At 66.4% G+C, this 26,166-nt stretch carries 25 protein-coding genes; 13 read left to right on the forward strand and 12 right to left on the reverse strand.

All coding sequences use genetic code 11. The annotated features are described in order from the left end of the window. Positions 1-225: 225 nt before the first annotated feature. Together AB4061_RS35635 and metK are read right to left on the reverse strand one after the other, a co-directional pair. Positions 226-1,179, reverse strand: coding sequence for a Kdo hydroxylase family protein (locus tag AB4061_RS35635; RefSeq protein WP_441640843.1), 954 nt, complete (start codon positions 1,177-1,179; stop codon positions 226-228). 261 nt (positions 1,180-1,440) lie between these two features. Further along, positions 1,441-2,604, reverse strand: coding sequence for a methionine adenosyltransferase (gene metK / locus AB4061_RS35640; RefSeq protein ID WP_174426073.1), 1,164 nt, complete (start codon positions 2,602-2,604; stop codon positions 1,441-1,443). Positions 2,605-2,989: 385 nt separating this feature from the next. Here metK and AB4061_RS35645 point away from each other — a divergent pair, with 385 nt between their 5' ends. The 4 genes from AB4061_RS35645 to AB4061_RS35660 all read left to right on the forward strand — a co-directional run bounded on the left by AB4061_RS35645 (position 2,990) and on the right by AB4061_RS35660 (position 6,643). Next, the gene (locus AB4061_RS35645) at positions 2,990-3,928 is read left to right on the forward strand and encodes a lysophospholipid acyltransferase family protein (RefSeq protein ID WP_441640844.1); all 939 of its coding nucleotides are present in this window, start codon (positions 2,990-2,992) and stop codon (positions 3,926-3,928) included. Further along, on the forward strand, positions 3,925-4,818 hold the full coding sequence (locus AB4061_RS35650) for a lipid A biosynthesis lauroyl acyltransferase (RefSeq protein WP_441640845.1): 894 nt from the start codon (positions 3,925-3,927) through the stop codon (positions 4,816-4,818). Before AB4061_RS35645 ends, AB4061_RS35650 begins: the two co-directional genes overlap by 4 nt. Before the next feature lie 100 nt (positions 4,819-4,918). Continuing rightward, positions 4,919-5,785: a diaminopimelate epimerase gene (gene dapF, locus AB4061_RS35655; RefSeq protein ID WP_441640846.1), complete on the forward strand. Its 867-nt coding sequence runs from the start codon at positions 4,919-4,921 to the stop codon at positions 5,783-5,785. Positions 5,786-5,833: 48 nt separating this feature from the next. Beyond that, positions 5,834-6,643 carry a polyphosphate kinase 2 family protein gene (locus tag AB4061_RS35660; RefSeq protein ID WP_441640847.1) on the forward strand — a complete coding sequence of 270 codons (810 nt, stop codon included), beginning with the start codon at positions 5,834-5,836 and terminating at the stop codon, positions 6,641-6,643. A 47-nt stretch (positions 6,644-6,690) separates the two neighbouring features. Here AB4061_RS35660 and AB4061_RS35665 read toward each other — a convergent pair whose 3' ends face one another. The 4 genes from AB4061_RS35665 to pyrE form a co-directional block, all read right to left on the reverse strand. Further along, a complete protein-coding gene (locus AB4061_RS35665) occupies positions 6,691-7,908 on the reverse strand; it encodes a DUF3734 domain-containing protein (protein WP_441640893.1) in 1,218 nt (405 codons plus the stop codon). A gap of 275 nt (positions 7,909-8,183) precedes the next feature. Then, entirely contained in the window at positions 8,184-8,966 is a 783-nt protein-coding gene (locus AB4061_RS35670; RefSeq protein WP_441640848.1) for a 3-hydroxybutyrate dehydrogenase, read from the reverse strand. 106 nt (positions 8,967-9,072) lie between these two features. Further along, a complete protein-coding gene (locus tag AB4061_RS35675) occupies positions 9,073-9,813 on the reverse strand; it encodes an acetoacetate decarboxylase (RefSeq protein ID WP_441640849.1) in 741 nt (246 codons plus the stop codon). A gap of 184 nt (positions 9,814-9,997) precedes the next feature. Beyond that, positions 9,998-10,687, reverse strand: a complete 690-nt coding sequence (gene pyrE / locus AB4061_RS35680) for an orotate phosphoribosyltransferase (protein WP_006162743.1) — start codon at positions 10,685-10,687, stop codon at positions 9,998-10,000. Positions 10,688-10,717: 30 nt separating this feature from the next. Here pyrE and AB4061_RS35685 point away from each other — a divergent pair, with 30 nt between their 5' ends. Continuing rightward, on the forward strand, positions 10,718-11,494 hold the full coding sequence (locus AB4061_RS35685; protein WP_441640850.1) for an exodeoxyribonuclease III: 777 nt from the start codon (positions 10,718-10,720) through the stop codon (positions 11,492-11,494). 230 nt (positions 11,495-11,724) lie between these two features. Then, entirely contained in the window at positions 11,725-12,672 is a 948-nt protein-coding gene (gene argC, locus AB4061_RS35690) for an N-acetyl-gamma-glutamyl-phosphate reductase (RefSeq protein ID WP_174426063.1), read from the forward strand. Between the two features lie 98 nt (positions 12,673-12,770). On the opposite strand, the gene AB4061_RS35695 is transcribed toward argC, so the two are convergent. Beyond that, on the reverse strand, positions 12,771-13,244 hold the full coding sequence (locus tag AB4061_RS35695) for an excinuclease ATPase (protein ID WP_441640851.1): 474 nt from the start codon (positions 13,242-13,244) through the stop codon (positions 12,771-12,773). A gap of 75 nt (positions 13,245-13,319) precedes the next feature. Continuing rightward, positions 13,320-14,318 carry a M48 family metallopeptidase gene (locus tag AB4061_RS35700; protein WP_441640852.1) on the reverse strand — a complete coding sequence of 333 codons (999 nt, stop codon included), beginning with the start codon at positions 14,316-14,318 and terminating at the stop codon, positions 13,320-13,322. Positions 14,319-14,521: 203 nt separating this feature from the next. On the opposite strand from AB4061_RS35700, the gene AB4061_RS35705 reads away from it, so the two are divergent. After that, complete coding sequence (locus AB4061_RS35705; protein ID WP_441640853.1) at positions 14,522-15,778, forward strand: muropeptide transporter; 1,257 nt, start codon at positions 14,522-14,524, stop codon at positions 15,776-15,778. 34 nt (positions 15,779-15,812) lie between these two features. Here the strand turns inward: AB4061_RS35705 and AB4061_RS35710 are convergent, their stop codons facing one another. Then, positions 15,813-16,643, reverse strand: a complete 831-nt coding sequence (locus AB4061_RS35710; RefSeq protein WP_441640854.1) for an acyl-CoA thioesterase — start codon at positions 16,641-16,643, stop codon at positions 15,813-15,815. 99 nt (positions 16,644-16,742) lie between these two features. Beyond that, a complete protein-coding gene (locus AB4061_RS35715) occupies positions 16,743-17,690 on the reverse strand; it encodes a DMT family transporter (RefSeq protein ID WP_441640855.1) in 948 nt (315 codons plus the stop codon). Positions 17,691-17,811: 121 nt separating this feature from the next. Between AB4061_RS35715 and AB4061_RS35720 the strand changes: the two genes are divergently transcribed. Beyond that, the gene (locus tag AB4061_RS35720) at positions 17,812-18,729 is read left to right on the forward strand and encodes a LysR family transcriptional regulator (RefSeq protein WP_441640856.1); all 918 of its coding nucleotides are present in this window, start codon (positions 17,812-17,814) and stop codon (positions 18,727-18,729) included. Positions 18,730-18,771: 42 nt separating this feature from the next. Here AB4061_RS35720 and metW read toward each other — a convergent pair whose 3' ends face one another. Both metW and metX read right to left on the reverse strand, forming a co-directional pair. Further along, positions 18,772-19,383: a methionine biosynthesis protein MetW gene (gene metW, locus AB4061_RS35725; RefSeq protein WP_416050247.1), complete on the reverse strand. Its 612-nt coding sequence runs from the start codon at positions 19,381-19,383 to the stop codon at positions 18,772-18,774. After that, positions 19,380-20,552, reverse strand: a complete 1,173-nt coding sequence (metX, locus tag AB4061_RS35730) for a homoserine O-succinyltransferase MetX (RefSeq protein WP_441640857.1) — start codon at positions 20,550-20,552, stop codon at positions 19,380-19,382. The genes metW and metX overlap by 4 nt, the downstream gene beginning before the upstream one ends. A 358-nt stretch (positions 20,553-20,910) precedes the next feature. Between metX and creB the strand changes: the two genes are divergently transcribed. The 5 genes from creB (at position 20,911) to AB4061_RS35755 (ending at position 26,127) form a co-directional block, all read left to right on the forward strand. Beyond that, the gene (gene creB / locus AB4061_RS35735; RefSeq protein WP_441640858.1) at positions 20,911-21,609 is read left to right on the forward strand and encodes a two-component system response regulator CreB; all 699 of its coding nucleotides are present in this window, start codon (positions 20,911-20,913) and stop codon (positions 21,607-21,609) included. Positions 21,610-21,650: 41 nt separating this feature from the next. Continuing rightward, positions 21,651-23,093 (forward strand): two-component system sensor histidine kinase CreC, encoded by a 1,443-nt coding sequence (gene creC / locus AB4061_RS35740; RefSeq protein WP_441640859.1) that lies wholly within the window; start codon positions 21,651-21,653, stop codon positions 23,091-23,093. 110 nt (positions 23,094-23,203) lie between these two features. Then, positions 23,204-24,628: a cell envelope integrity protein CreD gene (creD, locus tag AB4061_RS35745; RefSeq protein ID WP_441640860.1), complete on the forward strand. Its 1,425-nt coding sequence runs from the start codon at positions 23,204-23,206 to the stop codon at positions 24,626-24,628. Between the two features lie 16 nt (positions 24,629-24,644). Next, positions 24,645-25,202, forward strand: coding sequence for a metal-dependent hydrolase (locus AB4061_RS35750; protein WP_441640861.1), 558 nt, complete (start codon positions 24,645-24,647; stop codon positions 25,200-25,202). A gap of 103 nt (positions 25,203-25,305) precedes the next feature. Further along, positions 25,306-26,127, forward strand: a complete 822-nt coding sequence (locus AB4061_RS35755) for a DUF817 domain-containing protein (protein WP_441640894.1) — start codon at positions 25,306-25,308, stop codon at positions 26,125-26,127. Positions 26,128-26,166 lie beyond the last annotated feature (39 nt).

Raw genomic sequence — 26,166 nt, forward strand, 5'->3', positions numbered from 1 at the left:
AACCCGCGGATATCAGCGTGATCCACCGTCGAGACTTACTGCTACGTCGCCCTCCAGGAAATTGGGGAACAACATGCAACTGTGAAACTGAATCAAACCAATCTCGATTGACACGGGGGAGTCATATCAGCTAGGAGCCACTGGAAGCGGAGCCCTTGGTCTGGTACAGCGCGACGGCGTAACTACCACCCGCCCCGTAGCTCAAACCAAACCTCAGCCCACCAATCAGCCCACCACCATTGGCCGCCCCAGCATCCTCGCCAGCACGGCCTCGGGCGAATGCGTATGGTCCGAGATCGCTTTTGGCGACAGGTAGTAAGTCTGCTCCATCATGGCGCGGCCCCGCATAGCCGCATGCAGCACCTGGTCGCTGAATACGATCCAGGTCGACCCGGGCGGGAACTGAAATTCCTGCTGCGGCACATTGGCCTGATACTCCAGGTCGGCTTTCGCGAGATCGTGCAGCTGCAGCATCCGATGGTCGTACTCCGAGCGCCGGCGCTTGGTGATGTGCAGCATCTCCATCACCCGCGCCTGCCCCGGCCACATGCCCTTGGTCTTCGGCACGAAACGCTTGGCGAAATCGCCAAACGGCTCGCCCACCCGCCACACGCGCGGCGCCTGCGGGTCAATGTTGTGGAACACGCGCAGCAGCCGCTGGCCCAGCATCGGGTTGGACGGGAAGGAATCCACATGCAGCCGCGTGTCGTCCTTGCGCCAGCTCACCGGCCGCCCGGCGATCTCGCTCGGGCGCAGGGAGGTGCCGGCGCGCACCATATGCGGGCCATATTCAGGGAACAGGCTGAGCACCAGCTTCTCGCTGTACTCGGCATAGCGGCGAATCAGCACGTACAGGTCTTTCAGGTCCTGCTCGCCGCCCGTCGCACCGCGCACGGCCTGGTCGTTGGCGCGCAGGTTGATGTTCTTTGACTTGCCGTCCGACCAGCGGCTGTCCAGGAAACGCGCCTCGCCAGGCTCGAACTGGAAGCGCAGCTGGGGGAAGAACAGCACGGCGCCCTGCTCCAGTTCGCGGCGCAACCCTGCCTTGGTGCCGGCATCGAGCTGCGGAGCCCACTCGGTATAGGGCTGGGGCCGGATCAGGTTGAACGCGGGCGCGGCCGCCCCGGGCGCAGTGGCGGGGGTGGGCGTGGAAGGGGTAAGGGTCGAATCAAGTGACATTGGGCATCCTCGGTATGCGGGCTCCGGCGGTCTTGGGCGCGCATGCGCGCACCGCGGCAGGCGAACAAAGCGCCACTCGCCGGGCCGCCTTGCCATCCCGCGATTCTACCCTCGCGGCCATGGCGCGCCACGCCCTGCCTTGCCCCGCTTGATCCAGGACAAGGCCGTGGCAAGCCAGGAATGCCACCGCGAGCGCGAAAAAAAACACCGCCCGAAGGCGGTGTTGGGCGGTGCTTCTCCGATGCGAGGTTCGCGGCAGCCTTACAGGCCGGCAGCCGCGCGCAGCAGCGCGACCTTGTCGGTTGCTTCCCACGAGAATTCCGGCTCTTCGCGGCCAAAGTGGCCGTAGGCAGCGGTCTTCTCGTAGATCGGGCGCAGCAGGTCAAGCATCTGCACGATGCCCTTCGGGCGCAGGTCGAAGTGGTCTTGCACCAGCGCGGCGATCGCCTCGTCGGAGATCTTGCCCGTGCCTTCGGTGTACACCGTCACATTGATCGGGCGTGCCACGCCGATGGCGTAGCTGACCTGCACCTGGCACTGGCGCGCCAGGCCGGCGGCAACCACGTTCTTGGCGACGTAGCGGGCAGCATAGGCTGCCGAGCGGTCGACCTTGGACGGATCCTTGCCAGAGAATGCACCGCCACCGTGGGGCGAAGCGCCGCCATAGGTATCGACGATGATCTTGCGGCCGGTCAGGCCGCAATCGCCTTGCGGGCCGCCGATGACGAAGCGGCCGGTCGGGTTCACCAGGTACTTGGTGTCCTTGAGCATCTCGGCCGGCAGCACCGGCTTGATGATTTCCTCGATCACGGCTTCGCGGATCTGCGCCTGGGTGATATCCGGCGAATGCTGGGTCGACAGCACCACGGTATCCACGCTGTGCGGGCGGCCGTCAACGTAACGCACGGTCACCTGCGACTTGGCGTCCGGACGCAGCCAGGGCAGGCGGCCATCGCGGCGCAGTTGCGACTGGCGCTCGACCAGGCGGTGCGAATAGTAGATCGGGAAAGGCATCAGCTCCGGCGTTTCATCGCAGGCGTAGCCAAACATCAGGCCTTGGTCGCCGGCGCCCTGGTTCAGGTAGTCGTCGGAGGCGCGGTCCACGCCCTGGGCGATGTCGGGCGATTGCTTGTCGTAAGCGACCAGCACTGCACAGCCCTTGTAGTCGATGCCGTATTCGGTGTTGTCGTAGCCGATGCGCTTGATGGTGTCGCGCGCAACTTGGATGTAGTCGACGTTGGCAGTCGTGGTGATTTCCCCGGCCAGGACAACCAGGCCGGTGTTGCACAGCGTTTCAGCGGCCACGCGCGCGTACTTGTCCTGGGCCAGGATGGCATCGAGGACAGCGTCGGAAATTTGGTCGGCGACCTTATCGGGATGGCCTTCGGAGACGGATTCCGAAGTGAACAAGAAGTCGTTTGCCACGAACTTTTCTCCAGGTTTGGCTATTGCGCGCCAACCTCTAAGCCCGGGCGGCGACGCTTTAGCGGTATTTTCATGCCGTTCCGGTAGAACGGTATCGCCCCGCAAGTTGTCAGTTAACTCGGCGATACGCGCTATTATACGCGCCTGCAAGCTACGCTGCAGCACCCCGGTTATCTGGCACACCTGCCAAATACCGGATTGCTGTCGCGGCCAGGCCGCGCCACCCAATCGGCGACGCGGCTCCGGCCTGGCGCGAGCCCGCAGGCAATGCAAGCCGTACGGTGGGCCCGTAACAACACCAGATTCATTTTGATTGCCCACTAACGGCAGCGCCCGGCAAAACATTAATGACCTACCCGGCCCGCCGGGCCGCTATCGCAATTCGATGACCTTCCTGTTCTGGCTGATTTCCCGCTTGCCGCTCTCTTGGCTGCACGCCATTGGCGGTGCGCTCGGATTGCTGGCGGCACGCCTGCCAGGACGTTATGGCACGCGGCTAAGGGAAAACCTTCGCCATGCCTACCCCGACGCCAGCGACGCGATGGTGGCGCAGGCGGCCCGCTCGACGGGCCGCATGATCCTGGAAATGCCCTATTTCTGGAGCCGGCGCAATCCCGAGGCGCGCATGTACGGCTTTGCCGACCGGCTCTGGCCGGAACTCGACAAGCTGATGGCACAGGGCCGCGGGCTGATCATCCTGGTGCCGCACCTTGGCTGCTTCGAAGTGCTTCCACAGGCATTTGCCCTGCGGCATCCGGTCACGGCCTTGTACAAGCCGCCGCACCAGGCCTGGCTGCGCGACTGGATCGTCAAGATGCGCACGCGCCCTAACCTGGCCATGGCACCAGCGCAGCCGCGCGGCGTGCGCATGCTGGTCAAGGCACTCAAGCGGGGCGAGGCCATCGGCATCCTGCCCGATCAGGTCCCAACCGGCGGCGAAGGCGCCTGGGCGCCGTTCTTCGGCAAGCCGGCCTACACCATGACGCTGGTGCAGCGCCTGCAGCAACTCACGGGCGCGCCTATCGCGGTGATTTTTGCAGAGCGCCTGCCGCGTGGCGCCGGCTACCTCGGCCATATGCAGATCATCAAAGACCCGCTGCCCGATGACCAGGCCGAAGCCGTCGCGGTGATCAACGCGGCCGTCGAGAAGCTGGTGAAGGCATGCCCGACGCAGTACCTGTGGGGCTACAACCGCTACAAGCGTCCGGGCGGCGCTGAGCTGCCGCCCGCGGAGCCACCTCGCGCGCCCGCCGCCAATGCCTCGCGCAACCCCCTGGACGTGCCGGCACCGGCACCCGACTCTCTCTCCAACGACCAACGATGAGCCGTATTTTGACCTGGCTTGGCATCGGCCTCCTGACCGTGCTGGGCAAGCTTCCCTATCCGCTCGTGGCACGCTTCGGCGAAGGCCTGGGCAGCCTGCTCTATCTCATTCCCAGCAGCCGGCGCCGCGTGGTGCAGACCAACCTGCGCCTGTGCTTTCCCGAGCGGACCGACGCCGAGATCGAAACGCTCTCGCGGCAGACCTTCCGCACCGTCTTTCGCAGCTTTGCCGAGCGCGGCATCTTCTGGACCGGCAGCGAGGCGCAGATGCGCCGCTGGGTCCAGATCGACGACCAGGCCAACCTGGTGGCGCTGGACGGCACGCCCCACATCCTCGTCACGCTGCATCTCTCCGGCGTCGAAGCTGGCGCGATCCGCCTCACCATCCACCTGCGCGAGCACGTCAAACGCTCCGGCGCGTCGCTCTACACCAAGCAGAAGAACGACCTGTTCGACGGGTTCCTCAAGCACGCGCGCGGCCGCTTCGGCGCCAAGATGATCGCCCGCAACGACAGCGCGCGCGACATCATCCGCTGCCTGCGCAAGGGCGAGGCCCTGCAGCTGATCGCCGACATGGACTTCGGCGAGCGCGACTCGGAGTACATCCCGTTCTTTGGCGTGGAGGCCCTGACCCTGACCTCGGTTTCACGCCTGGCGCGGCTGACGGGGGCCAAGGTTGTGCCGATCTATACCGAAATGCTGCCCGACTACCGGGGCTACGTGCTGCGTATCCTGCCGGCTTGGGAAAACTACCCCGGCGACAGCGTGACCGAAGACACCCGGCGCATGAATGCCTTCTTCGAAGACTGCATCCGCCCCCGCGTGACTGAGTATTACTGGGTGCACAAGCGCTTCAAGCACCGCCCCGACGGCGAGCGCGAAAACTACTGACCACGTGGGCGCGGCGGCGGCATCGCCAGGCAAACATGCAGCCCGCGCCACCCTCGACACGCCGCCAGCAAGCGCCGGACGGCCCGACTACAATCGCACTATGAAACTCCAGTTCACCAAGATGCACGGCGCCGGCAACGACTTCGTCGTGCTTGACGGCATCCACCAGACCCTGAACCTGAGCCCGGCCCAGTGGCGCGCGCTCGCCAGCCGGCATTTCGGCGTGGGCGCCGACCAGATCCTGGTGGTCGAGAAACCCACCCGGGACGACGTCGACTTTCGCTACCGCATCTTCAACGCCGACGGCGGCGAGGTGGAGCACTGCGGCAATGGCGCGCGCTGCTTCGTGCGCTTCGTCACCGACCACGGCCTGACTGACAAGCGCTCGGTGCGCGTGCAGGTGATGAACGGCGTGATCACCTTGACGCTGCAGGACGACGGCCAGGTCACGGTCGACATGGGTGCGCCGGAACTAGAACCCGCCCGCGTGCCGTTCCGTCCCGAAGGCCTGCCGACCAAGGCCGAAGGCCGCGATACGCTGTACGGACTGGAAGTAAACGGCCGCACCGGGTGGGTTTCGGCAGTCTCGATGGGCAACCCCCACGCGGTGCAGGTGGTGGACAACACCGAGGCGTTCCCGGTGCTGCAGGACGGCCCCATCATCGAGCACCACGCGAGCTTCCCCAACCGCGTCAACGCCGGCTTCATGCAGGTGGTGGAGCGCCACACGATCCGCCTGCGCGTGTTCGAGCGCGGGGCCGGCGAAACCCTGGCCTGCGGCACGGGCGCATGCGCGGCGGTCGTCGCCGGCATTCGCCGCGGCCTGCTGGACTCGCCGGTGCTGGTGCACACCCATGGCGGCGACCTGACGATTGCCTGGGACGGCGAAGGCGAGCCGGTACGCATGACCGGCCCTGCGACCACGGTGTTCGAAGGCAGCATTGACCTGGACCGGCTGCCTGCCTGACCATAGGGGCTTGCGGCCAGCCACGGCCGCGCCCTCTATGGAGTGCCAATGTCGCTCGCCGATTTCCGCATCACCTCGGGCAAGAACTTCAGCCTGGCCGACTTCAACCCCGAGGCCAAGCCGTTCTCCAGCGGCGACAAGGCCGCCGACCAGGCCCGCCTCATCGAACTGAGCACCCAGCTCGACGCGCAGCAGGACATCTTCTATGCCGAGCACCAGCGCAAGCTGCTGATCGTGCTGCAAGGCATGGACACCAGCGGCAAGGATGGCACCGTGCGCGGCGTCTTTCGCAGCTTCGACCCGCTCGGCATCCGCGTCGTCAGCTTCAAATCCCCCACCGCCGAAGAACTCGCGCACGACTACCTGTGGCGCATCCATGCCCAGGTACCGCGCGCCGGCGAGATCGTGGTCTTCAACCGCAGCCACTACGAAGACGTGCTGATCACGCGCGTGCACGAGTGGATCGACGAAGCCGAATGCGAGCGCCGCTACAAGCAGCTACGGGCATTCGAGACGATGCTGCTGGAAACCGGCACCACCATCGTCAAGTGCTTCCTGCATATTTCCAAGGACGAGCAGAAGGCCCGGCTGGAAGCGCGGCTGGCGGATCCGCAGAAGCATTGGAAGTTCGACCCGAAGGATCTGGAAGAGCGGCAGTACTGGAAAAACTACGAGACGGCCTATGAGGCCGCCGTTGCCGCGACCAGCACGCCGGAAGCGCCGTGGTATATCGTGCCCGCGAATTCGAAGTCGCACCGGAACCTGATGGTGGCGGAGATCCTGATGGCGGTGTTCGAGAAATTGAAGCCGGCGTATCCGCCGGGAAAACCGGCATTGGCGAAGCTGAAGGTGGTCTGAGGCACCAGGGCGACGCGAAGGGACCAGGCCAGCCCCTTCGCGTTGAGTCAGGCATGCCCGTTGCCGCGATGGATGTCGTGCGTGACAAACGGCTTCTCGTGCGTCGGCATGGCCAGCCACTCCGGATGTTTCAGCGTTTCCCGGATGTCGTCCAGCCCGCTGGTCCAGTGCTCGTTCATCGTCAGCAAGCCAAACTGATAATCCTTGGCGTTGCCTTCAAACGTCTTGTCGCGGTAGATCAGCTGGATCACGTTGCGGCGCGCATCGCATGCGTACTCCGCCGCCTTGCGGTACCAGTCGTTGTTACGCTGCCCCTGCGGCACCAGCGCCATCACTTCGCTCAGCATGCGCCGGTAGTTCTGCTGCTCGCTCATGTAATCCGTGATGGTGCGCGTGCGGCTGGAGTACTGGATGTCTTTCTGCCGCTCGGCCACGTCCAGCAGGTTGTGCGGCAGCTTGCCCCGCGCGCTCCACAAGTCCACCTGGAAGATCAGCGCGTCGCGCCGGGGCTGGGCCGTCAGCACTTCAGACAGCGGCGTGTTGGACACCAGGCCGCCATCCCAATAGAACTCGCCATCGATCTCCACCGCGGGAAAGCCGGGCGGCAATGCGCCGGAGGCCATGAAATGCTCGGCATGCAGTTTGCGCCGGGTGTTGTCGAAATAGGCGAAATTGCCGGTCCGCACATTCACCGCGCCCACCGACACGCGCATCTCGTTATGGTGCGAGTTGATGCGGTCAAAATCGGCAAAGCGCTCCAGCGTGGCCTTGAGCGGGCTTGTATCGTAATAGCTGGCATTGGCGGGCCCGCACTGGCGCTCCACCAGGCTGGACCACGGACGCGGCTGGAAGAAGCCCCGCTGGCCCTCGAAGATGGCACGCGCGGCCTCGATGCCATCGAACCAGATGCGCAGCGGATCAGGCCAGTGCGCGGCGCCCTGTGCTGCCACCTCGTAGGGCAGCAGGCTGGGCAGCCAGGGCTGCTGGCAGATGTAGTCCCAGAAGGCACGCAACTGCTCGACCCTGCGCTCGGGCGCATTGCCCGCGATCACCGCTGCGTTCAGCGCGCCGATTGAAATCCCGGCCACCCAGTTAGGCTGGATGCCCGCCTCGGCCAGCCCCTGGTACACGCCCGCCTGATACGAGCCGAGCGCGCCACCGCCCTGCAGTACCAACGCCCTGACCGTGTATTCATGGTGAACCGGCCGCCTGCGGCCGGCGCCCTCGGGCGCGAGGTCCGGCGGCGCGCAGCCGCCGGGAGGCAGGAGGTTGGGCTCCGGCTCTCGTAGCGCTTCGGGCTTTAGCGCCTCGCGTTTGAGCGTGGGCGCCGCCGGGTTCGCGACCACGGCCGCCGCGGCGCTTTTTACAGCCTGCTTCGGCGTGCCCTTTTTCTGTGCCGCTGTATTTTCCTGTGCCACTTTATCCAGCTTCTGCCGACGTCCACCTGCCACGACCCCTCCTTGATGACGTTGCTTTCCGACCTTGCATGCGGCCATGCCGGCCGGGCGGCGGTACCGCCACCCGGCCGCTTTTTTGCCGCTTACTGCATGTACCAGCCGTGGCTGACGATAAAGGACTGCCCGGTCAGCGCCGCCGACGGGAAGGCGCACAGGAACAGCGCGGTCTGCGCCACGTCGTCCACGGTGGTGAAGACGCCGTCCACGGTGCCGCCGAGCATGACGCGGCGAATCACCTCTTCTTCGCTGATGCCAAGCTCCTTGGCTTGTTCCGGAATCTGCTTGTCGACCAGCGGCGTGCGCACGAAACCCGGACAGATCACGTGCGAGCGCACGTTGTACTCCGCCCCTTCCTTGGCCAGCACGCGCGCCAGGCCAAGCAGCGCATGCTTGGCGGCAACGTATGCGGACTTCAGTGGCGAGGCCTCGTGCGAATGCACCGAGCCCATGTAGATCACGGTGCCGCCGCGCTTGTCCTTGTACATATGCTGGAGCGCGGCCTTGGTGGTGAGAAAGGCGCCATCGACGTGGATGGCCTGCATCTTCTTCCAGTCGGAGAAGGCGTAGTTCTGGATCGGGTTGACGATCTGGATGCCGGCGTTGGAGATCAGGATGTCGATGCCGCCAAACGCCTTGGCCACCTCCTCGGTAGCGCTGTTGACCGCGTCCTCGTTGGTCACGTCCATCGCCACGGCGATGGCGCGCCCGCCGGCAGCTTCGATATCGGCGGCGGCCTTCTGCGCAGCCTCGAGATTCAGGTCGGCGATGGCGACCGCAGCGCCTTCCTTGGCCAGCAGCTCAGCAATGGCGCGGCCGATGCCGCTGGCAGCGCCGGTCACGATGGCGGATTTTCCTTGGAGCTTCATGGACGTTTCTCCTGTCTGGATGATTCAGGTTAGCCGGGCCGGCCGGATGGGCCGGGACCGATGGAAACCGATGGAAACCGTTGAAAATCGTTGGATGCGTGGCCGCTCAGGCCAGGTAGTCGAACACCACCTCGCCCAGCCCCAGGGTGAGGTCGGCAACGTAATGCTTGGCGCCGAGGACTTCCAGCACCGGAAGGCCAGCCACCGGCGCGAGCGCATGGGGCGACAGCGACAGCGCCGCCGGCCCGGTCCAGGCGCCTTTCATCTGCACGTCTTTCAGGAAGTAGCAGACCAGCTCGCAGATGCGAGCGGAGCCGTCCACGTGCGGAATGATCTTGAGCAGGTAGTTGGGCGTGCTCGCCAGCGCCAGGCCCAGCGCGTCCTTGTCGAGCTCGCGGTGCTTGTAGCCCATCGTGCCGGTGGCGACGCGCACCGGGCCATAGTCGAGCGTGCCGACCAGCGTATCGGTGTGAACCGCCAGCGTGGGGCTGGCCAGCTTCTTCGGAAAGCCCCATAGCTCGCGCCCGCCCGCCAGTGGCGGATGGTCGTCGAGGTACATCGCGTGGGTGTAGTTGCCGGGCTTGCCCTGGTAGGTGACGGGAATCACCTGGCCCGATTCGGTGTAATCGCCAAACCCGGTGGAGTCTGGCATGCGGATGAATTCGTAGTTGACCACCGCGTCGGCGATCTCGAGGGGTTCCGGCACCACCGCGCGCAACAGCTCGGGATCCGTACGGTAGGAGATGATGAAGAATTCGCGATGGATGAAGCGGTACGGCCCCATCGGATAGGCCGGATTGGTGAGCGGCATGGCGAATGCCTGCTCGCGGATCGTCTTGATGTCCATCGCCAGCCAACCTCCTGAAGAGATGCTGCGCCGCCTTGCCGGGCGGCAAGGCGAATCGCTGGCGGCCCCGGGTATCCGGGGGCCGGCCAGCGAGATCAGTCAGACCGGCGATTTTCCTGCGCGGTTCCCTGTTATCTGCTGCATTGCGACAAAGCGTTGCAAGCGGCAGGCAACAGATTCCAGACTATACGCCGTAGCGCTGCCGATAGGCAGCCACTGCCTCGCGCGAGCCGCCCAGCGCGGGATCCTGCGATGCGTCCAGGTAAGCAAGCAGGTCCTTCAGGCTGGCGATGGAGATCACCGGCACGCCATATTCGCGCTGCACATCCTGCACTGCAGAATGCGTCCCGACCTGGTCGGCGGTGCCACTTTTTTCCATGCGGTCGAGCGCGATCAGCACTGCGGCCGGCTCCGCGCCAGCCGCGCGGATCATCGCCATCGACTCGCGCACCGAGGTGCCGGCCGAGATCACGTCGTCGATGATCACGACCTTGCCCTGCAGCTTGGCGCCCACCAGCGTGCCGCCCTCGCCGTGGTCCTTGGCTTCCTTGCGGTTGTAGGCGAAGCCGACGTCACGTCCAAGCCCGGCCAGCGCCACCGCGGTGGCGGACGCCAGCGTGATGCCTTTGTAGGCCGGCCCGAACAGCACGTCGAACTCCAATCCGGATGCCAGCAGGGTTTTCGCATAGAATTGCGCCACCTGGCCCAGCATCGCACCCTGGTTGAACAGGCCTGCATTGAAGAAGTACGGCGACTTGCGGCCCGCTTTGGTCACGAATTCGCCGAAGGACAGTACGCCAGCGTCGAGCGCGAAGCGGATGAAGGTCTGGCTCAGGTCGCCAGCGCCGGGCTGCGGCGTCGTCTGCTGCGTCATCTTTTCTCTCTGATTTCAAAATTTCCCGAGATGTTACGGATTATCAGCGCCAACCTCAACGGCATCCGCTCCGCGGCCAAGAAAGGCTTTTTCGAATGGATGGGCAAGCAGGACGCCGACATGGTCTGCGTCCAGGAGCTCAAGGCGCAGGCTGCCGACATGACGGAAGCGTTCCTGGCGCCACACGGCTACCACGGCTACTTCCATTATGCGGAGAAAAAAGGCTATAGCGGTGTCGGCCTTTACACGCGCCACAAGCCGGAGCGGGTGATCACCGGTTTCGGCGTCGACGAGTTCGATAACGAAGGCCGTTATGTCGAGGTGCAGTATCCGCACCTTGCCGTGATCTCGGTCTATGTGCCCTCCGGCTCCAGCGGGGAAGAGCGCCAGCAGGCGAAGTTCCGCTTCATGGAAGCCTTCCTGCCCCACCTGCTGCAGCTCAAGGCCAGCGGGCGCGAGATCGTGCTGTGCGGCGACGTCAACATCGCCCACAAGGAAATCGACATCAAGAACTGGAAGGGTAACCTGAAGAACTCAGGCTTCCTGCCGGAGGAGCGCGGCTGGATCGGCGAGCTGTTCGACGTGCACGGCTATGTGGACGTGTTCCGCAAGCTGGACCCGCGCCCCGAGCAGTACACCTGGTGGAGCAACCGCGGCCAGGCCTATGCGAAGAACGTCGGGTGGCGCATCGATTACCATCTGGCCACGACGAAGATCGCCGAGACCGCGCGAGCCACGTCGATCTACAAGGACGAGAAGTTCAGCGATCACGCGCCACTGTCGATCGACTACGACTTCCCGCTGTAGCCGGTACGGCCGAGGGCGCACCGGCTACGCCGTGCGCACCTCTTCCAGCACTTCCAGCAGCGCCGAGACCGCGGGAACGATGCCCGTTTCGCCCTTGTCCATATCGGATACGTCGGGGCACGTCGGGGCACATCGCGCTTGTCCTGCACCAGTTCCCCCCAACGTAGTTACAATGCTGCTTCCCATCCGATTCCGGCATGGGACCTTTCGTATTTCCGAGTGAGTCCGCCATGGTTTTCAAAGTGTTCGTAGATGGTCAGGAAGGCACCACCGGTCTCCGGTTGCTCGACTATCTCTCCGGCCGTTCCGATGTGGAGCTGCTGCGTATCGCCGATGACAAGCGCAAGGACCCGGCCGAACGAGCACGCTTTCTGAATGCTGCCGACGTCGCTTTCCTGTGCCTGCCCGACGTTGCCTCCCGCGAGGCCGTGGCGCTGGTGACCAACCCCAATACCTGCGTGATCGACGCCAGCACGGCGTTCCGCACCACGGACAGCTGGGCCTACGGCTTGCCGGAACTCACGCGCGGCCAGCGCGAGAAGATCCGCACCAGCAAGCGCATCGCGGTGCCGGGCTGCCACGCCAGCGCCTTCCTGATGGCGGTGCGCCCGCTGGTGGAAGCCGGCGTGATGCAGGCCGACTACCCGGTCTCCGCGTTCTCGCTGACCGGCTATAGCGGCGGCGGCAAGCAGATGATTGCCGAGTTCGAAGCCGGCGGTAACCCGAAGCTGGACAGCCCGCGCCCCTACTCGCTTGGCCTCGCGCACAAGCACCTGCCCGAGATGCGCGTGCAGGCCGGCCTGGCGCAGGCGCCGATCTTCAACCCGATCGTCGGCAACTTCCTCAAGGGCCTGGCCGTGACGGTGCCGGTGTACCCGGATCGCCTGGCGCGCAAGGTCACGCCGGAACAGATCGCCGATCTGTACCGCAAGCACTACGAAGGCGAGCAGTTCGTGCGCGTGATGCCGGTGGGCGACGAGGCCAACCTGGACGGCGGCTTCTTCGACGTGCAGGCCAGCAACGACACCAACCGCGTGGACCTGTTCGTGTTCGGCTCGGCCGAGCGCATCGTGCTGATGGCGCGCCTGGACAACCTGGGCAAGGGCGCTGCCGGCGCTGCGGTGCAATGCATGAACGTGCATGTCGGCGCGGACGAGGCGACTGGCCTGAGCGCCTGATCCGCTCAAGCGCTAATGCCGCGGCACCAGCCGCGCGCATGAAAAAAAGCCGGCGATGGTTTCGCCGGCTTTTTTTCGCCCCCGGGAAATCCCTTCGGTCAGATCCCGGCCTTGACCACGATGCCCTTGAGCGCGACGCCGAGGTAGGCGCTGCCCTTGGCGCAGACGTAGGTGCTGTCGCTGGCGGTCTCGTCGTCCTTCCAGTTGCTGCGGATATCGACCACGGCGTTGCCGCCTTCCTTGGTCGCGCGCTGCTGCAGTTCCTGCACCGCCTGGATGAAGATGGTGGCACACAGTTCCTCGTCGCCCGGCGGCGGCGGGCCACCGGTGGAACGGCTGTTGTCGATAGGCCGGCGCATGCGCTTGACCGTCTTGAAAGACTGGCCGTCCTGCGCGCCCGGCAGCTTGTTGAAACCGAACAGCAGCCTGATCGACGGGTCCACGCGCTCCTTGGCCCCCGGTGTCGCCAGCGCCTTGTCGATCGGCATGCTCAGCAGCTGGTCGGCCGCCTGCGCGCCGCCGCCTGCCAGCAACGCGCCGGCCATCAGGCTGAATCGCACACAACGCTTCATGGTCTTCTCCTCATTGCCCCGGTTCGATGGTTTTATCGTACAGGATCCGCCATAAAGAGCGCCTCTCGGGCGTCTTTACTTTTTTAGTGGCTTTTGCCGGTCGTCGTCGCCGCTGTCGACCGGCGCGCCGCTCAGGTTGGCCATATTGGCCCGATAGGACGGCAACTGGCCGACGCTGGAATCGATCGCGCGCGCGTAAAGCGGCAACACCTCGGGCAGGTGCTTCTCCAGCTCAGCGATGCGGGTGCGGCCCGACGGATGGGTGGAGAGGAACTCCGAGCCCGACTGCGCCGACGATTGCGAGACCGCCCCCATCTTTTGCCACAGCGACACGGCGGCGCGCGGGTCGTAGCCAGCACGCGCGGCGATGTCCATGCCGACCAGGTCGGCCTCGGTCTCGTCCGAGCGCGAGAACCGCAGCGTGAGCAGCTGCGCTCCGGTGCCCAGGGCCATATTGCCGAGATTGCCGAAGCCGAACAACTGCGAGATCACGTTGGCGCCCAGGTTGGTGATCTCGGACTTGGCCGCCCGCTCGCGCGCATGCTCCTGCAGCGCGTGGGCGATTTCGTGCCCCATCACCATGGCAACTTCGTCATCGGTCAGCTTGAGCTGATCGAGCAGGCCGGAGTAGAAAGCGATCTTGCCGCCGGGCATGCAGAACGCATTGACCTGCTTGGAGTTGATCAGGTTGACTTCCCACTTCCATTGCTTCGCGCGCTCGTTCCAGCGCGGGGTCTGCGGCAGGATGCGCTTGGCGATGGCGCGCAGGCGCACCAGTTGCGGGTTGTTGTCGCCGGCCAGGGTCTTCTTGGCCTGCGCCTCCTCCTTGAGTTGCTCATACTCCTGCGAGGCCTGCTGCTCGATGACCTCGACCGGCACGATCTGGCGGATGGACGCGCCGCCGCGTTGCACGCGGATGCCATCTTCAGCGTCCTGCGGCTGGGCCTGGCCCTGGGCCTGGACCGCGTTCATGCTCAGCGCGGCGCTGGCCGCCAGCGCCAGCGCGGCCAGTCGACGTGGCAACGCAATCCCGGCCCGCTGGTGGCGGTACTGACAACGCTGGCGATCGGACATGGACGATTCCTTGGATGCGGTTTTCGGCAAGCAGGGTGAGCAAGAGTTGATGCGGCCAGGATGCGAGCCAGGTCCGGGTCCGGGCCCGGGCCCGGCGCACCCCGCGCATCGGGGCGGCGCTGACGGTAATGCAATAATACACGGCGCCTTGCCCAGCCTGATTGCCCCGATTGCCCCGATCGCCCCGCTTGCCATCCTGATTCATGACCTTTCAAGCCTATCTCGACATTTTCCGCAATCGCCGCATCGGCGCCATGCTCACGCTGGGCTTCGCGTCCGGGCTGCCGCTGGCACTCACCTCCGGCACGTTGCAGGCCTGGATGACGGTGGAAGGGCTGGATATCAAGACCATCGGCTTCTTCTCGCTGGTGGGCCAGGCCTACATCTTCAAGTTCCTGTGGGCCCCGCTGATGGACCGCTATACGCCGCCGCTGCTTGGCCGGCGCCTCGGCTGGCTGCTGGTGACCCAGATCGGCCTGGTGCTGGGCATCGCGGGCATGGCCTTCTGCCCGCCGCACGAGGCGCTGTGGACACTGGCGGCGCTGGCCACGCTGGTGGCCTTCTTGTCCGCCTCGCAGGACATCGTGTTCGACGCCTACAGCACAGACGTGCTGCGCGCGCCGGAGCGTGGCGTGGGAGCGGCGGTCAAGGTGCTGGGCTACCGGCTGGCGATGCTGGTATCGGGCGGGCTGGCACTGTGGCTGGCCGACCGCGTGATGGGCTGGCAGCAGATGTACCTGCTGATGGCGGGGTTGATGGGCATCGGCATCGTCAGCCTGCTGTGGGCGCCCGAGGCGGAATCGCCAGCGCGCACGCCGCGCTCCATGGAGGAAGCCATCCTGGGCCCGCTGCGCGACTTCTTCTCGCGCCCGGGCGCCTGGTGGCTGCTGCTGCTGATCGTGCTCTACAAGCTGGGCGATGCGTTTGCCGGCAGCCTGTCCACCACCTTCCTGATCCGCGGCGTGGGCTTTTCGGCCGGTGAAGTCGGCCTGGTCAACAAGACGCTAGGGCTGGCCGCCACCATTGTGGGCGCGCTGTTCGGCGGCACGCTGATGGTGCGCCTGGGCCTGTACCGCTCGCTGATGCTGTTCGGCATCTTGCAGGGGGTGTCCAACCTCGGCTACTGGATCCTGGCGGTGACGCCGCCGCACCTGTGGACCATGGGCGCCACCATCGCAGTGGAGAACCTCTGTGGCGGCATGGGCACGGCGGCCTTCGTGGCGCTGCTGATGACGCTGTGCAACCGCTCGTTCTCGGCCACCCAGTACGCGCTGCTCTCGGCGCTGGCCTCGGTCGGGCGCGTCTATGTTGGCCCCAGCTCGGGCTACCTGGTGGAGGCTTTTGGCTGGCCGGCGTTTTACCTGAGCACCGTGGTGGCGGCGGTGCCCGGCGTGGTGCTGCTATGGGCGATGCGCAACACCGTGCATCGCTACGAAGCCAGGGCCCGCGCCGCGGCCTAGCCCCCCACACCCGGCAGCGCGAACGCTGACTCGCTTACTGCTTGTAGTAGACGATCTGGTGCGAGGTCGCGAGCAGTTCTCCCTGCGGGCTCCAGATCTGCGCGCTCTGGTCGAAGAAGCCCTGGCGGAACACCTGCGCCTGGGCGCTGCCCAGCACGTGGCTGTTGCCCAGCGCGGCCAGGGTCGGGGCATCGGCATGGAAATACGTGGTCAGCGATACCGTGCCGGCCGGCACGAAACCGGCGCGCTTGAGGAAGATGCGCGGGTAGAAGGTGTCGCACCATGCCGCCATCGCGGCGAAGTCCGGCGTGCGCGCGGGCGCATCGCGCAGCCAGAACTGGGTCACGCTGTCCGGGTTCTCGGTGCCGGCCTCGACATTCGGCTTGGCGCCGCGCACCGGCCGCAACTCATACGCGTCCAGCCAGCGCACCGGTGCGAAACCGGCCATCGGGGCGACATCGCTGGCCGGCGGCACCTGCGGGAACGCGGCCTCGCCGCAATTCCAGGTCTCGCGGCGCACGGCGAAGAAGGCGGTGGCCGTGGTCGCCACTTCATCGCCCTGGCGCAGCTCGATGGTCCAGTGCTGGGTGTTGCGGTTGGTGCGCACCGGACGCGCTTCGATCACGAACGGCCCTTCGACGATCGGGCCGGCAAAGTTGACGGTCAGCGCTGACGGATCGCCCAGCCGCTCGGGATGCTGCAGCACGGCTTGCAGCAAGGTGGCCGCCGTGATGCCGCCGAAGGGGCCGATCATGTTCCAGTAGGCCGGCGTGGTGCGGCCGTGGAAAAGGTTGCCTCCCGCCGGCTCCAGCGCGATTGCGTGGTCGAAGGAATGGACGGTCTGGCTGGCTGGCGTGGCGGACATGTTGTGGACCAAAAAAGTACGATCGTTCGATAATACTGCAAACGGCGGACCGGCGCTGGCACCGCGTCAACCGGGCGCCCCCTCCAATCCGCCGCCGGGTCAGCCTCCCGCCCGCGCCCGCCGCAGCGGATTCCAGCCGAGCTGGTTGCCGATCACCGCCAGCAGGATCAGCGCCATGCCAGCGAGCTGCAGCGGCGTGAGCACCACCCCGAACACCAGCACGTCAATCACGATGGCCACCAGCGGATAGACAAACGAGAGCGTGGCGATCGACAGCACGTTGAGGCGCTGGAAGGCGCCATACAGCAGCGTGTACATCACGCCGGTATGCACGAGGCCTAGCGCCAGCAATGCCCCCCAGGTCCGCCCGCCGAACGTCTCGACCGCCGGATGCGCGAGGGGGAACAGCATGACCACCCCCATCGCCATCTGCAGGCCCGCGATCTGCCCTGCCGGAATCCCCCTGAGGCGGCGCGTGGCCATGGTGGTGATGGCGTACAGCAGCGCCGCCAGCATCGCCAGCCCGACCCCGGCCAGCATGCCGCCGGTGGCGCCGCCGTGCTCCAGCCCGGTAATCAGCACCACGCCGCCGAAGGCCAGCACCAGCCAGGCAAGCCGCCCGGGCGCGATGGCCTCACGCTGGAACAGCGCCGCCAGCAGCAGCAGGAAGAAGGGCTGGGTGTGATAGACAACCGTGGACACCGAGATGCCGCTGTACGAATAGGCGGAGAACAAGGCCAGCCAGTTGAGGATCAGCGTAACGCCGCCCAGCGCCAGCCAGCCCCAGTCGCGGGCGCGCATGGGCTGCCAGCCGCGCCGCAGGGCGAGCGTGCCCAGCAGCGCGGCGCCGCCGAAGATGCAGCGGAAAAACACCACGTCCAGCGGCGACTGCCCGCTGGTCACCACGAACCAGCCGATGGTGCCCGACAGGGCCATGGCGGCCACCATGCGCCAGGCGCCGCCCCGCCGGGCGGGTTCCGTGGCCTGCGGCGAGGCCGGGGTGGCGGCCGGGGAGGCCACGGCGGCGCCAGATCGATCGATATTCATGGATGTCTCCTACGGAGCTTCGTACGCTTGGACGTCATTGTTCCATCGTGCAGTCAGGTCAACAATCCACCCAATAAGCAATTACTATTTGATCTCTGATCACAAATGCGAGAGCCAGCCCATGCCGGTCGCGCAACTCAACGCCATGGCCGTATTCGCCCGGGTGGTGGAATGCGGCAGTTTCTCCGCCGCCGCCCGCGAGCTTGGCATGACCCCCTCCGCCGTCAGCCGCCATGTGACGCGGCTGGAAGCGGCCATTGGCGGGAGCCTGCTGCAACGGACCACGCGCGCCTTCACCCTGACTGAGCTCGGACAGGCAGTGCACGCCGCCTGCGCCCGGATGGTGGCCGCGGCGCAGGAAGTCAGCACGCTCGCCAGCGACCACGGCGGCGCGCCGCACGGCCTGCTGCGGGTCAGCGCGCCGGTGGTGTTCGGGCAGGCCTGGCTGGCGCCGCGGCTGCCGGCCCTGCTGGACCGCTTTCCCGCGCTGGACCTGCAGCTCACGCTGGCGGACCGCCTGGTGGACCTGGTGGAAGAAGGCGTGGACGTGGCCATCCGCATTGCGCGCGAACTGGCGCCGGGGCTGGCGGCGCGGCCAATCCGCGCGGTGCGTTACCGGCTGGTGGCGGCACCCGGCTGGCTGGCGCGGCATGGCACGCCAGCCGAACCGGCGGCGTTGGCCGGGCATCGCTGCCTCTACCTGGGCTATGGCGCTTTCGGCGAGCGCTGGAGCCTGCGGCGCAAGCGCGACGGGCAGACCGTGGCGCTGCGCATCCCGCCGAAGGTCACGCTCAACAACAGCGCGGCCATTGTCGCCATGGCGCAGGCCGGCGGGGGCATCGGGCTGGTGCCGGACTTCTCGGCCGCCACGGCGCTGGCGTCAGGCAGCCTGGTGCCGGTGCTGGACGACTGGGAAATCCTCGAACCCTACGTGGGCACGGCTTTCGCGGTCTACACGCCAACCCGCCACCTGGCCCCAAAGGTGCGCGCCTTTATCGACTACCTGGTGGCACAGGCCGCGCTGGAGAGCGGCGACTAGCGCGGCGGGCGGCTAAGGCGCAGCGCCCCCGCCCTCGCCGGCTCAGGTGGCGCAGACCCGGTACACCGCCAGGCTGCCGCGCCAGTTCGAGCCCCAGTTGACCGTTACACCCTCGTGCATCACCACGCGGTCGAGGATGCGCAGGCCGACCTTGGACGCCAGCGATTCAAAGTCGCTGATGGTCAGCACCCGCACGTTCGGCGTGTTGTACCACTGGTACGGCAGCGCCTCCGACACAGGCATGCGCCCGCGAAACACCGACAGCCGGTGCGGCCAGTAGCCGAAGTTGGGGAAGGACACGATGCATTCGCGCCCCACCCGCAGCGTCTCGCGCAGGACCTGCGCGGTGTTGTGGATGGTCTGCAGCGTCTGCGACAGGATCACCGTATCGAAGCTCTTGTCCTCGAACAGCGCCAGGCCGCCTTCCAGGTTCTGCTGGATCACGTGCACGCCCTTCTGCGCGCATGCCAGCACGCCTTCGTCCTGGATCTCGATGCCGTAAGCCTGTACGTCGAGCTCGTCCTGCAGCACGCGCAGCAGGCTGCCGTCGCCGCAGCCCAGGTCGAGCACGGTGGAATTGGGCTCGATCCAGCGCGCGATGGCACGGAAGTCTGGGCGCAGCGCCAGGATATTGGGGTTGGCCGCGGCATTCATGCGCCTATCTCCTCGGCGATGCGTTCGTAGTAGGCGCGCATCAGGTTGTGATAGCGCGGGTCGTCCAGCAGGAAGGCATCGTGCCCGTGCGGCGCATCGATCTCCGCATAGCTGACCGGGCGCTTGTTGTCGAGCAGGGCCTTGACCAGCTCGCGGCTGCGATTGGGCGCGAAACGCCAGTCGGTGGTGAAGCTGGCCACCAGGAAGCTGGCCTGCGTGCGCGACACCGCGCGCGTGAGATCGCCGCCGAAGGCCAGCGCCGGATCGAAGTAGTCGAGCGCGCGCGTGATCAGCAGGTAGGTGTTGGCATCGAAGTACTCGGCGAACTTGTCGCCCTGGTAGCGCAGGTAGCTCTCCACCTGGAACTCGACATCGAAGGAGAAACGGATGTCATCGGTCTTGAGCTCGCGGCCGAATTTCTCCGCCATGTCCTCGTCGGACAGGTAGGTGATATGCCCGATCATGCGCGCCACGCGCAGGCCGCGCTTGGGCTTGACACCGTGCGCGTAGTAGTTGCCGCCGTGGAAATCGGGGTCCGACAGGATGGCGCTGCGCGCAACCTCGTTGAAGGCGATGTTCTGCGCCGACAGCTTGGGCGTGGAGGCCACCACGATGCAGTGGCGCAGCCGATCCGGGTACATCAGGCTCCAGGCCAGCGCCTGCATGCCGCCCAGGCTTCCGCCCATCACCGCCGCGAACTGGGTGATGCCGAACCGGTCCGCCACGCGCGCCTGGGCATTGACCCAGTCTTCCACGGTGACCACCGGGAAGGTGGCGCCGTAGGGCTGGCCGGTGGCGGGGTTGGCACTCATCGGGCCCGTCGAACCGAAGCAGGAGCCGAGGTTGTTGACGCCGATGACGAAGAAGCGGTCGGTGTCGAGCGGCTTGCCCGGGCCGACCATGTTGTCCCACCAGCCGACATCGCGCAGGTCGTGCTCGTACACGCCGGCCACGTGGTGCGAGGCGTTAAGCGCGTGGCACACCAGCACGGCGTTGGAGCGGGCGGCGTTGAGCGTGCCGTAGGTCTCGACCATGAGGTCGTAGTCGGCGAGCGCGGTGCCGTTGCGCAGCTTCAACGGCTCGGTGAAATGCATGCACTGCGGCGCGACGATGCCGACCGAGTCGGTCGGCAGGGCAAGCGCGGCAGGAGGCGGAGCTACGTCTGTCATGGAATAAGCCCGTTGGCGAACAGGCGTAAAAAAAACCCGACCGGCCTTGCGTGGACGTTGCCTGCGGATGACATCAAACCTGACATCAAGCACAGCATCAACGACGGCGCAGCCAAATCGGGTTTTGCACGGGTCTCGCGTCCCGCGTGCCGGTGCCTTGCGTGGCAGGGAACCGACCCACCTCTTTAGCCGCATTTATATTGGCTGCCGGAACCCCCAAAACCAATCGTCCAGGGGTTACCATGCCGCCGCGCGCCCGCAAGCCAGTCTTCAAATCGGCGCGACCCGCTTATTATAGAGCAAACAAACGCGCCGGCGGCGGCGCGCCGCCAGTCGCTAACCAAACACCAATCCAGCCTTGACGAAACCACCCAGCATCCTGGTCATCGAAGACGAATCCGCGATCGCGGACACCATCCTCTATGCGCTATCCACCGAGGGCATGACGGTCGAGCATTGCGCGCTCGGCAGCGCCGCGCTGGCGCGCCTGCGCGCGCAGGCGCCGGACCTGGTGATCCTGGACGTGGGCCTGCCCGATATCAATGGCTTCGAAGTCTGCCGCACGCTGCGCACCTTCTCCGATGTGCCGGTGATCTTCCTCACCGCGCGCAACGAGGAAATCGACCGCATCGTCGGCCTGGAGATCGGCGCCGACGACTATGTGGTGAAGCCCTTCTCGCCGCGCGAGCTGGCGGCGCGGGTGCGCGTGATCCTGCGGCGTGCCGGCAAGCGCGCAGCACCGCAGGAGCCGGTGCCAGCCCCGGCGCCGCCGGAAGGCTTCACGCTCGATGCCGACGGCGCGCGCCTGGCCTGGCGTGGCCAGTGGCTCGACCTGACCCGCTACGAGTACCGGCTCCTGGCCTTGCTGCTGCAGCACCCCGGGCGCATCTATTCGCGCGCGCAGCTGATGGACCTGGTCTGGCACGACGCGGTCGACACCATCGACCGCACCGTCGACACGCATATCAAGACGGTGCGCGCCAAGCTGCGCGCGCTCGATCCCGAGTGCGATTCGATCCGCACCCATCGCGGCATGGGGTATTCGCTCGAAAGCTGAGCCCCGCTTCCACCTGATTCACAACCCACCAACGGCCACGCATGCATATCGGGCTTCGCATCTTCCTCGGCTTCTTCCTGATCGTCGGGCTGGCGGCTTTCCTCACGCTGCGGGTGTTCGTGCAGGAGGTCAAGCCCGGCGTGCGGCAGGCCATGGAAGACACGCTGGTCGACACCGCCCACGTGCTGGCGGTGCTGGCCGCCGACGACATGAAGAACGGCCGCATTGCCAACGGCGCCTTCGCGCGCCGCCTGGCGCGGCTGCGCGAGGACAAGGTCGACGCCAATGTGTGGGGCATGCACAAGGATGCGGTGGGCTACCGTATCTACATCACGGACGAGCGCGGCATCGTGCGCTTCGATTCCGGCGAGGCAGCCGTGGGCGCGGATTACTCGCGCTGGAACGACGTCTACCGCACGCTGCGCGGCGAGTACGGCGCGCGCAGCACCCGCGCCAACCCCGACGACGACGCCAGCACGGTGATGCACGTGGCAGCACCCATCCGCGATGGCAACAAGACCATCGGCGTGCTGACCGTGGCCAAGCCCAATGTGACCATGGCGCCGTTCATCGAGCGCAGCCAGCGCAAGATCCTGCTCAACGGCCTGTTGCTGATGGGCGGTGCGTTCGTAATCGGCCTGGCCTGCACGCTGTGGCTGGTGCACGGCCTGCGCCGCCTGCAGCGCTACGCGCGTGCGGTGGCGTCGGGCGAGCGCGCCGAGATGCCACTGCGCGGCGCCAGCGAGCTGGCCGAGCTGGGGCGCTCGGTGGAGAGCATGCGCCTGCGGCTGGAGGACAAACAGTACGTCGAGCACTATATCCACACGCTGACGCACGAGATGAAGAGCCCGCTGGCGGCCATCAGCGGCGCCGCCGAGCTGCTGCAGGAGGACATGCCGGCCACCGACCGCGACCGCTTCGTCGCCAATATCCGGCGGCAGGCGCAGCGGCTTGAGCAAATGATCCGCAAGCTGCTGGCGCTCGCGGCGCTGGAGCAACGCCAGAGCCTGGAGACCCACTCGCCGGTTGCACTGGAGCCGCTGATCGAGCAGTTGCTGCATGAGCTGGAGCCGCGCGCCCGCCAGCGCGACCTGACGCTGCGCTTGCTGCCGCCGGGCCAGCCCGCAGCGGTGGTGAGGGGCGATCCGTTCCTGCTGCACCAGGCGCTGGGCAACCTGCTGGAGAATGCCATCGACTTTGCGCCAGCGGCCAGCACGGTCGACGTGTCCGTGGCGCACGGCAGTGAGCCCGCCCACATGATCGCCGTGCGCGTCACCGATCACGGCCCCGGCGTTCCCGACTATGCGCTGCCGCGCCTGTTCGAGCGTTTCTATTCGCTGCCGCGCCCCGGCGGACAAGACAAGAGCACCGGGCTGGGCCTGTGCTTCGTACGCGAGATCGCCACGCTGCATCGCGGTGATATCACGCTGGCCAACCGCGCCGAGGGCGGCGCGTGCGCGACGCTGACACTGCCCGCGGCCTAGCGGCTTCACACTCACCACACAATCGCGCGGATCGCTTCACGCAGGCTTCCGCGGCGGCTCACATGGCAAGCCTAAGCTAGTGGCATCGTCACTCCCGCGCGCCTGCCGCCATGAACCGAATCCTGATTTTCAAATCCACCATCACGGCGTTCCTGATCCTGCTGATCCTGATCCCGCTGCACCTCGTGGGCAACGCCGTGCAGGACCGCAAGCACTATCGCGAGGAAGCGGTGCGCAGCGTCTGGCAGAGCTACGCTGGCCCGCAAACCCTGACCGGCCCGGTGCTGGTGCTGCCGTACAAGGAGATCCTGCGCGTGACGGACAGCAGCGACCCCAAGCGGCCGAATGCCACCGTGCTGCAGGCGGAGGCCGGGCAGCTGCTGGTCTTCCCCACCACGCTGCGTGTCAAGGGCGAGGTCACGCCGAGCGAGCGCTACCGCGGCATTCACAAGGTGCTGGTGTACGAGATGCAAAGCCGCTGGCAGGGCACCATCGCGCTGCCCGATCCGGCCGAGCTGCCGCGCTCGGTTGGCCACGTCGGCTTTGAGGTGGGCCAGCCGTACATCACGATCGGCATCAGCGACACGCGCGGCCTGATGGCGGCGCCTGCGTTCGAGCTGGACGGCAAGCCGCTGAAGCTGGAGCAAGGCGCACTGCTCAAGAGCCTGTCCCAAGGCCTGCACGCCGAGATCGAGCTGCCGCCCGCCAAGGCCGCCAAACCCGGCCTGGATGGCAGGTCCGCACAGGCACAGCGCGTGGTGCCGTTCTCGCTGACCTTGCCGCTGCTGGGCGCGCAGTCGCTGGCCTTCACCCCGGTGGGCGACCAGAACGATATCTCGCTCGATTCCGCCTGGCCACATCCGAGTTTCGACGGTGACTTCCTGCCCCGCACCCGCAGCGTGACCGCGCAAGGCTTTCGCAGCAACTGGAGCGTGACCTCGTACAACACCAAGGCTCGCGGCCAGCTCGCTGGCTCGGGCGACGGCACGTTGGAAACGGTGTCAGTGACCCTGATCGATCCGGTCAACATCTACCTGCAGGCGGAGCGCGCCGTGAAGTACGGCGCCATGTTCGTGCTGCTGACCTTCGCCGGCTTCTTCATGTTCGAGCTCGTCAAGCGCCTGCGCATCCACCCGATCCAGTACCTGCTGGTCGGCCTGGCGCTCGCGGTGTTCTTCCTGTTGCTGCTGAGCCTGTCCGAGCATATCTCGTTCGCGCTGGCCTACCTGGCGGCCAGCGGTGCCTGCATCGGGCTGCTGGGCTTCTACCTGTCGTTCGTGCTGCAGAGCTGGCGGCGCGGGCTGGCCTTTGCCACGCTGCTGACGGTGCTGTACGGCGCGCTCTATGGCCTGCTGCTGTCGGAAGACAATGCGCTGATGCTGGGCTCGCTGCTGATGTTCGTCATCCTGGCCGCCATCATGGTCATGACCCGGCGCATCGACTGGTACGCCGCGGGCGCCGCATGGCAGCCGCTGCGCGACAAGCCTGCCGCCCCGGCCGGCGATGAAGACGCTGCCGCCTCGGCATCAGCCTGAACGAAGGCGCAACGCCATGCCAACCTACCTTCATTGCGCCCCGCCACTCGCGCTGGCGGCCGTGCTGGGACGGCGGCGGGTGCCGGCCGGCCTGCTGCTGGCTGGCGTCGCGGCGAGCATCGTGCCCGATGTCGACATGCTCAACGTCTGGTACGCCGGGGTGCGCTACAACACCTTGCTGGGCCATCGCGGCCTGACCCACTCGATCGGCTTCGCGGTGGCGTTGGGCCTGCTGGCCGCGCTGGCGGCGCGGCGCTGCGGCTGGCAGCGCGGCATCGCGTTCCTGTTCATCGCGCTGAGCACGGTGTCGCATCCCTTGCTGGACCTGCTGACCGACCGCGGCATCGGCACGGCGCTCTTCTACCCGCTGACGGCGCAGCGCGTGACCTTGCCATGGCGGCCGCTGCCGCTGGCCGGCGCGGGCCTGTTTGGCGCTGCGCGCTTCTGGCTGGAGTGCGCATGGATCGGACTGCCGCTGCTGGCGTTCGCCGCGTTCGGTGCTGCGCTGCGCCGCTGGTGCGATCGCATCAGGCCTGTCGATCGCCGCGTGCCGGTGCGCGCCTGTGCGGACTGACGCCAGCATGTCAACCACCGCTACACGCAGGCGCGATTCGCTCGGCTTGCGCCCTGGGCCGCACTGCGGCCATGGCCCCGCGCATAACCGGCTCGACCGCATCCTGACCGCGCCACGCCCCGGCCTTGCGCTGACCGGCGCGCGGCGCGGGCTGTGCGAGTTCCTGGCGTTCGGCGTCAAGGAGGCGCGCTCCTGCCTGTTCGCGGGGCTGTTCTTCCTCTGCGTGTTCGCTGTCCCGCGCGGCGGCTTGCTTGGCATCCCGCGCTACGATCTCCTGCTGGGAGCCGCGCTCGGCATTCAGGCGGCGATGGTGTGGGCGCGCCTGGAAACGCTGGACGAGCTCAAGGCCATCAGCCTGTTCCACGTCGTGGGCTTCGCGCTGGAGGTGTTCAAGGTCTCGGGCGGCATCCAGTCATGGAGCTATCCTGACTTCGCCTACACCAAGGTGCGGGGCGTGCCGCTGTTCTCGGGTTTCATGTACGCGGCGGTGGGCAGCTACATCGTCCAGGCCTGGCGCATGCTGGACGTGAATGTGCGCCATCACCCGCCGTACTGGATGGCTGGCCTGATGGCGGCGCTGGTCTACGCGAACTTCTTCACCCATCACTTCATCGGCGACTACCGCTGGTACCTGGCTTGTGGCATCGCCGGGCTGTACGCGCGCACCACCGTGCGCTTCCGCCCGCTGGACCGCGAGCGCGAGATGCCGCTGTTGCTGGCCTTCGTGCTGATCGGGCTGTTCGTCTGGATCGCGGAGAACATCAGCACGTTCTTCGCGGTATGGCACTACCCCAACCAGCTCGGCGCGTGGTCGGCGGTGCATGTGGGCAAGTGGAGTTCCTGGTCCCTGCTGATCGTGATGACGTTTACCATCGTGGCCAACCTGAAGCACATCAAGGCCAGCATCCATGTGCCGGCGGCCTGAAAACGAAAAAGGGCAGGCGCAAGCCTGCCCTTGTCCATG

Origin of the sequence: Cupriavidus sp. YAF13 (genome assembly GCF_052113425.1) — a bacterium.
Taxonomy (GTDB): Bacteria; Pseudomonadota; Gammaproteobacteria; order Burkholderiales; family Burkholderiaceae; genus Cupriavidus.

Bases quoted from the DNA above. Each gene is read 5' to 3' on its own strand.
- metX (WP_441640857.1), bottom strand. From the start codon at position 20,552: ATGACAGACGTAGCTCCGCCTCCTGCCGCGCTTGCCCTGCCGACCGAC.
- AB4061_RS35650 (WP_441640845.1), top strand. From the start codon at position 3,925: ATGAGCCGTATTTTGACCTGGCTTGGCATCGGCCTCCTGACCGTGCTG.
- AB4061_RS35695 (WP_441640851.1), bottom strand. From the start codon at position 13,244: ATGAAGCGTTGTGTGCGATTCAGCCTGATGGCCGGCGCGTTGCTGGCA.
- creC (WP_441640859.1), top strand. From the start codon at position 21,651: ATGCATATCGGGCTTCGCATCTTCCTCGGCTTCTTCCTGATCGTCGGG.
- dapF (WP_441640846.1), top strand. From the start codon at position 4,919: ATGAAACTCCAGTTCACCAAGATGCACGGCGCCGGCAACGACTTCGTC.
- AB4061_RS35660 (WP_441640847.1), top strand. From the start codon at position 5,834: ATGTCGCTCGCCGATTTCCGCATCACCTCGGGCAAGAACTTCAGCCTG.
- AB4061_RS35685 (WP_441640850.1), top strand. From the start codon at position 10,718: ATGTTACGGATTATCAGCGCCAACCTCAACGGCATCCGCTCCGCGGCC.
- AB4061_RS35750 (WP_441640861.1), top strand. From the start codon at position 24,645: ATGCCAACCTACCTTCATTGCGCCCCGCCACTCGCGCTGGCGGCCGTG.
- creD (WP_441640860.1), top strand. From the start codon at position 23,204: ATGAACCGAATCCTGATTTTCAAATCCACCATCACGGCGTTCCTGATC.
- AB4061_RS35715 (WP_441640855.1), bottom strand. From the start codon at position 17,690: ATGAATATCGATCGATCTGGCGCCGCCGTGGCCTCCCCGGCCGCCACC.
- AB4061_RS35675 (WP_441640849.1), bottom strand. From the start codon at position 9,813: ATGGACATCAAGACGATCCGCGAGCAGGCATTCGCCATGCCGCTCACC.
- AB4061_RS35670 (WP_441640848.1), bottom strand. From the start codon at position 8,966: ATGAAGCTCCAAGGAAAATCCGCCATCGTGACCGGCGCTGCCAGCGGC.
- pyrE (WP_006162743.1), bottom strand. From the start codon at position 10,687: ATGACGCAGCAGACGACGCCGCAGCCCGGCGCTGGCGACCTGAGCCAG.
- metW (WP_416050247.1), bottom strand. From the start codon at position 19,383: ATGAATGCCGCGGCCAACCCCAATATCCTGGCGCTGCGCCCAGACTTC.
- AB4061_RS35645 (WP_441640844.1), top strand. From the start codon at position 2,990: ATGACCTTCCTGTTCTGGCTGATTTCCCGCTTGCCGCTCTCTTGGCTG.
- AB4061_RS35710 (WP_441640854.1), bottom strand. From the start codon at position 16,643: ATGTCCGCCACGCCAGCCAGCCAGACCGTCCATTCCTTCGACCACGCA.
- AB4061_RS35635 (WP_441640843.1), bottom strand. From the start codon at position 1,179: ATGTCACTTGATTCGACCCTTACCCCTTCCACGCCCACCCCCGCCACT.
- AB4061_RS35705 (WP_441640853.1), top strand. From the start codon at position 14,522: ATGACCTTTCAAGCCTATCTCGACATTTTCCGCAATCGCCGCATCGGC.
- argC (WP_174426063.1), top strand. From the start codon at position 11,725: ATGGTTTTCAAAGTGTTCGTAGATGGTCAGGAAGGCACCACCGGTCTC.
- AB4061_RS35700 (WP_441640852.1), bottom strand. From the start codon at position 14,318: ATGTCCGATCGCCAGCGTTGTCAGTACCGCCACCAGCGGGCCGGGATT.
- AB4061_RS35720 (WP_441640856.1), top strand. From the start codon at position 17,812: ATGCCGGTCGCGCAACTCAACGCCATGGCCGTATTCGCCCGGGTGGTG.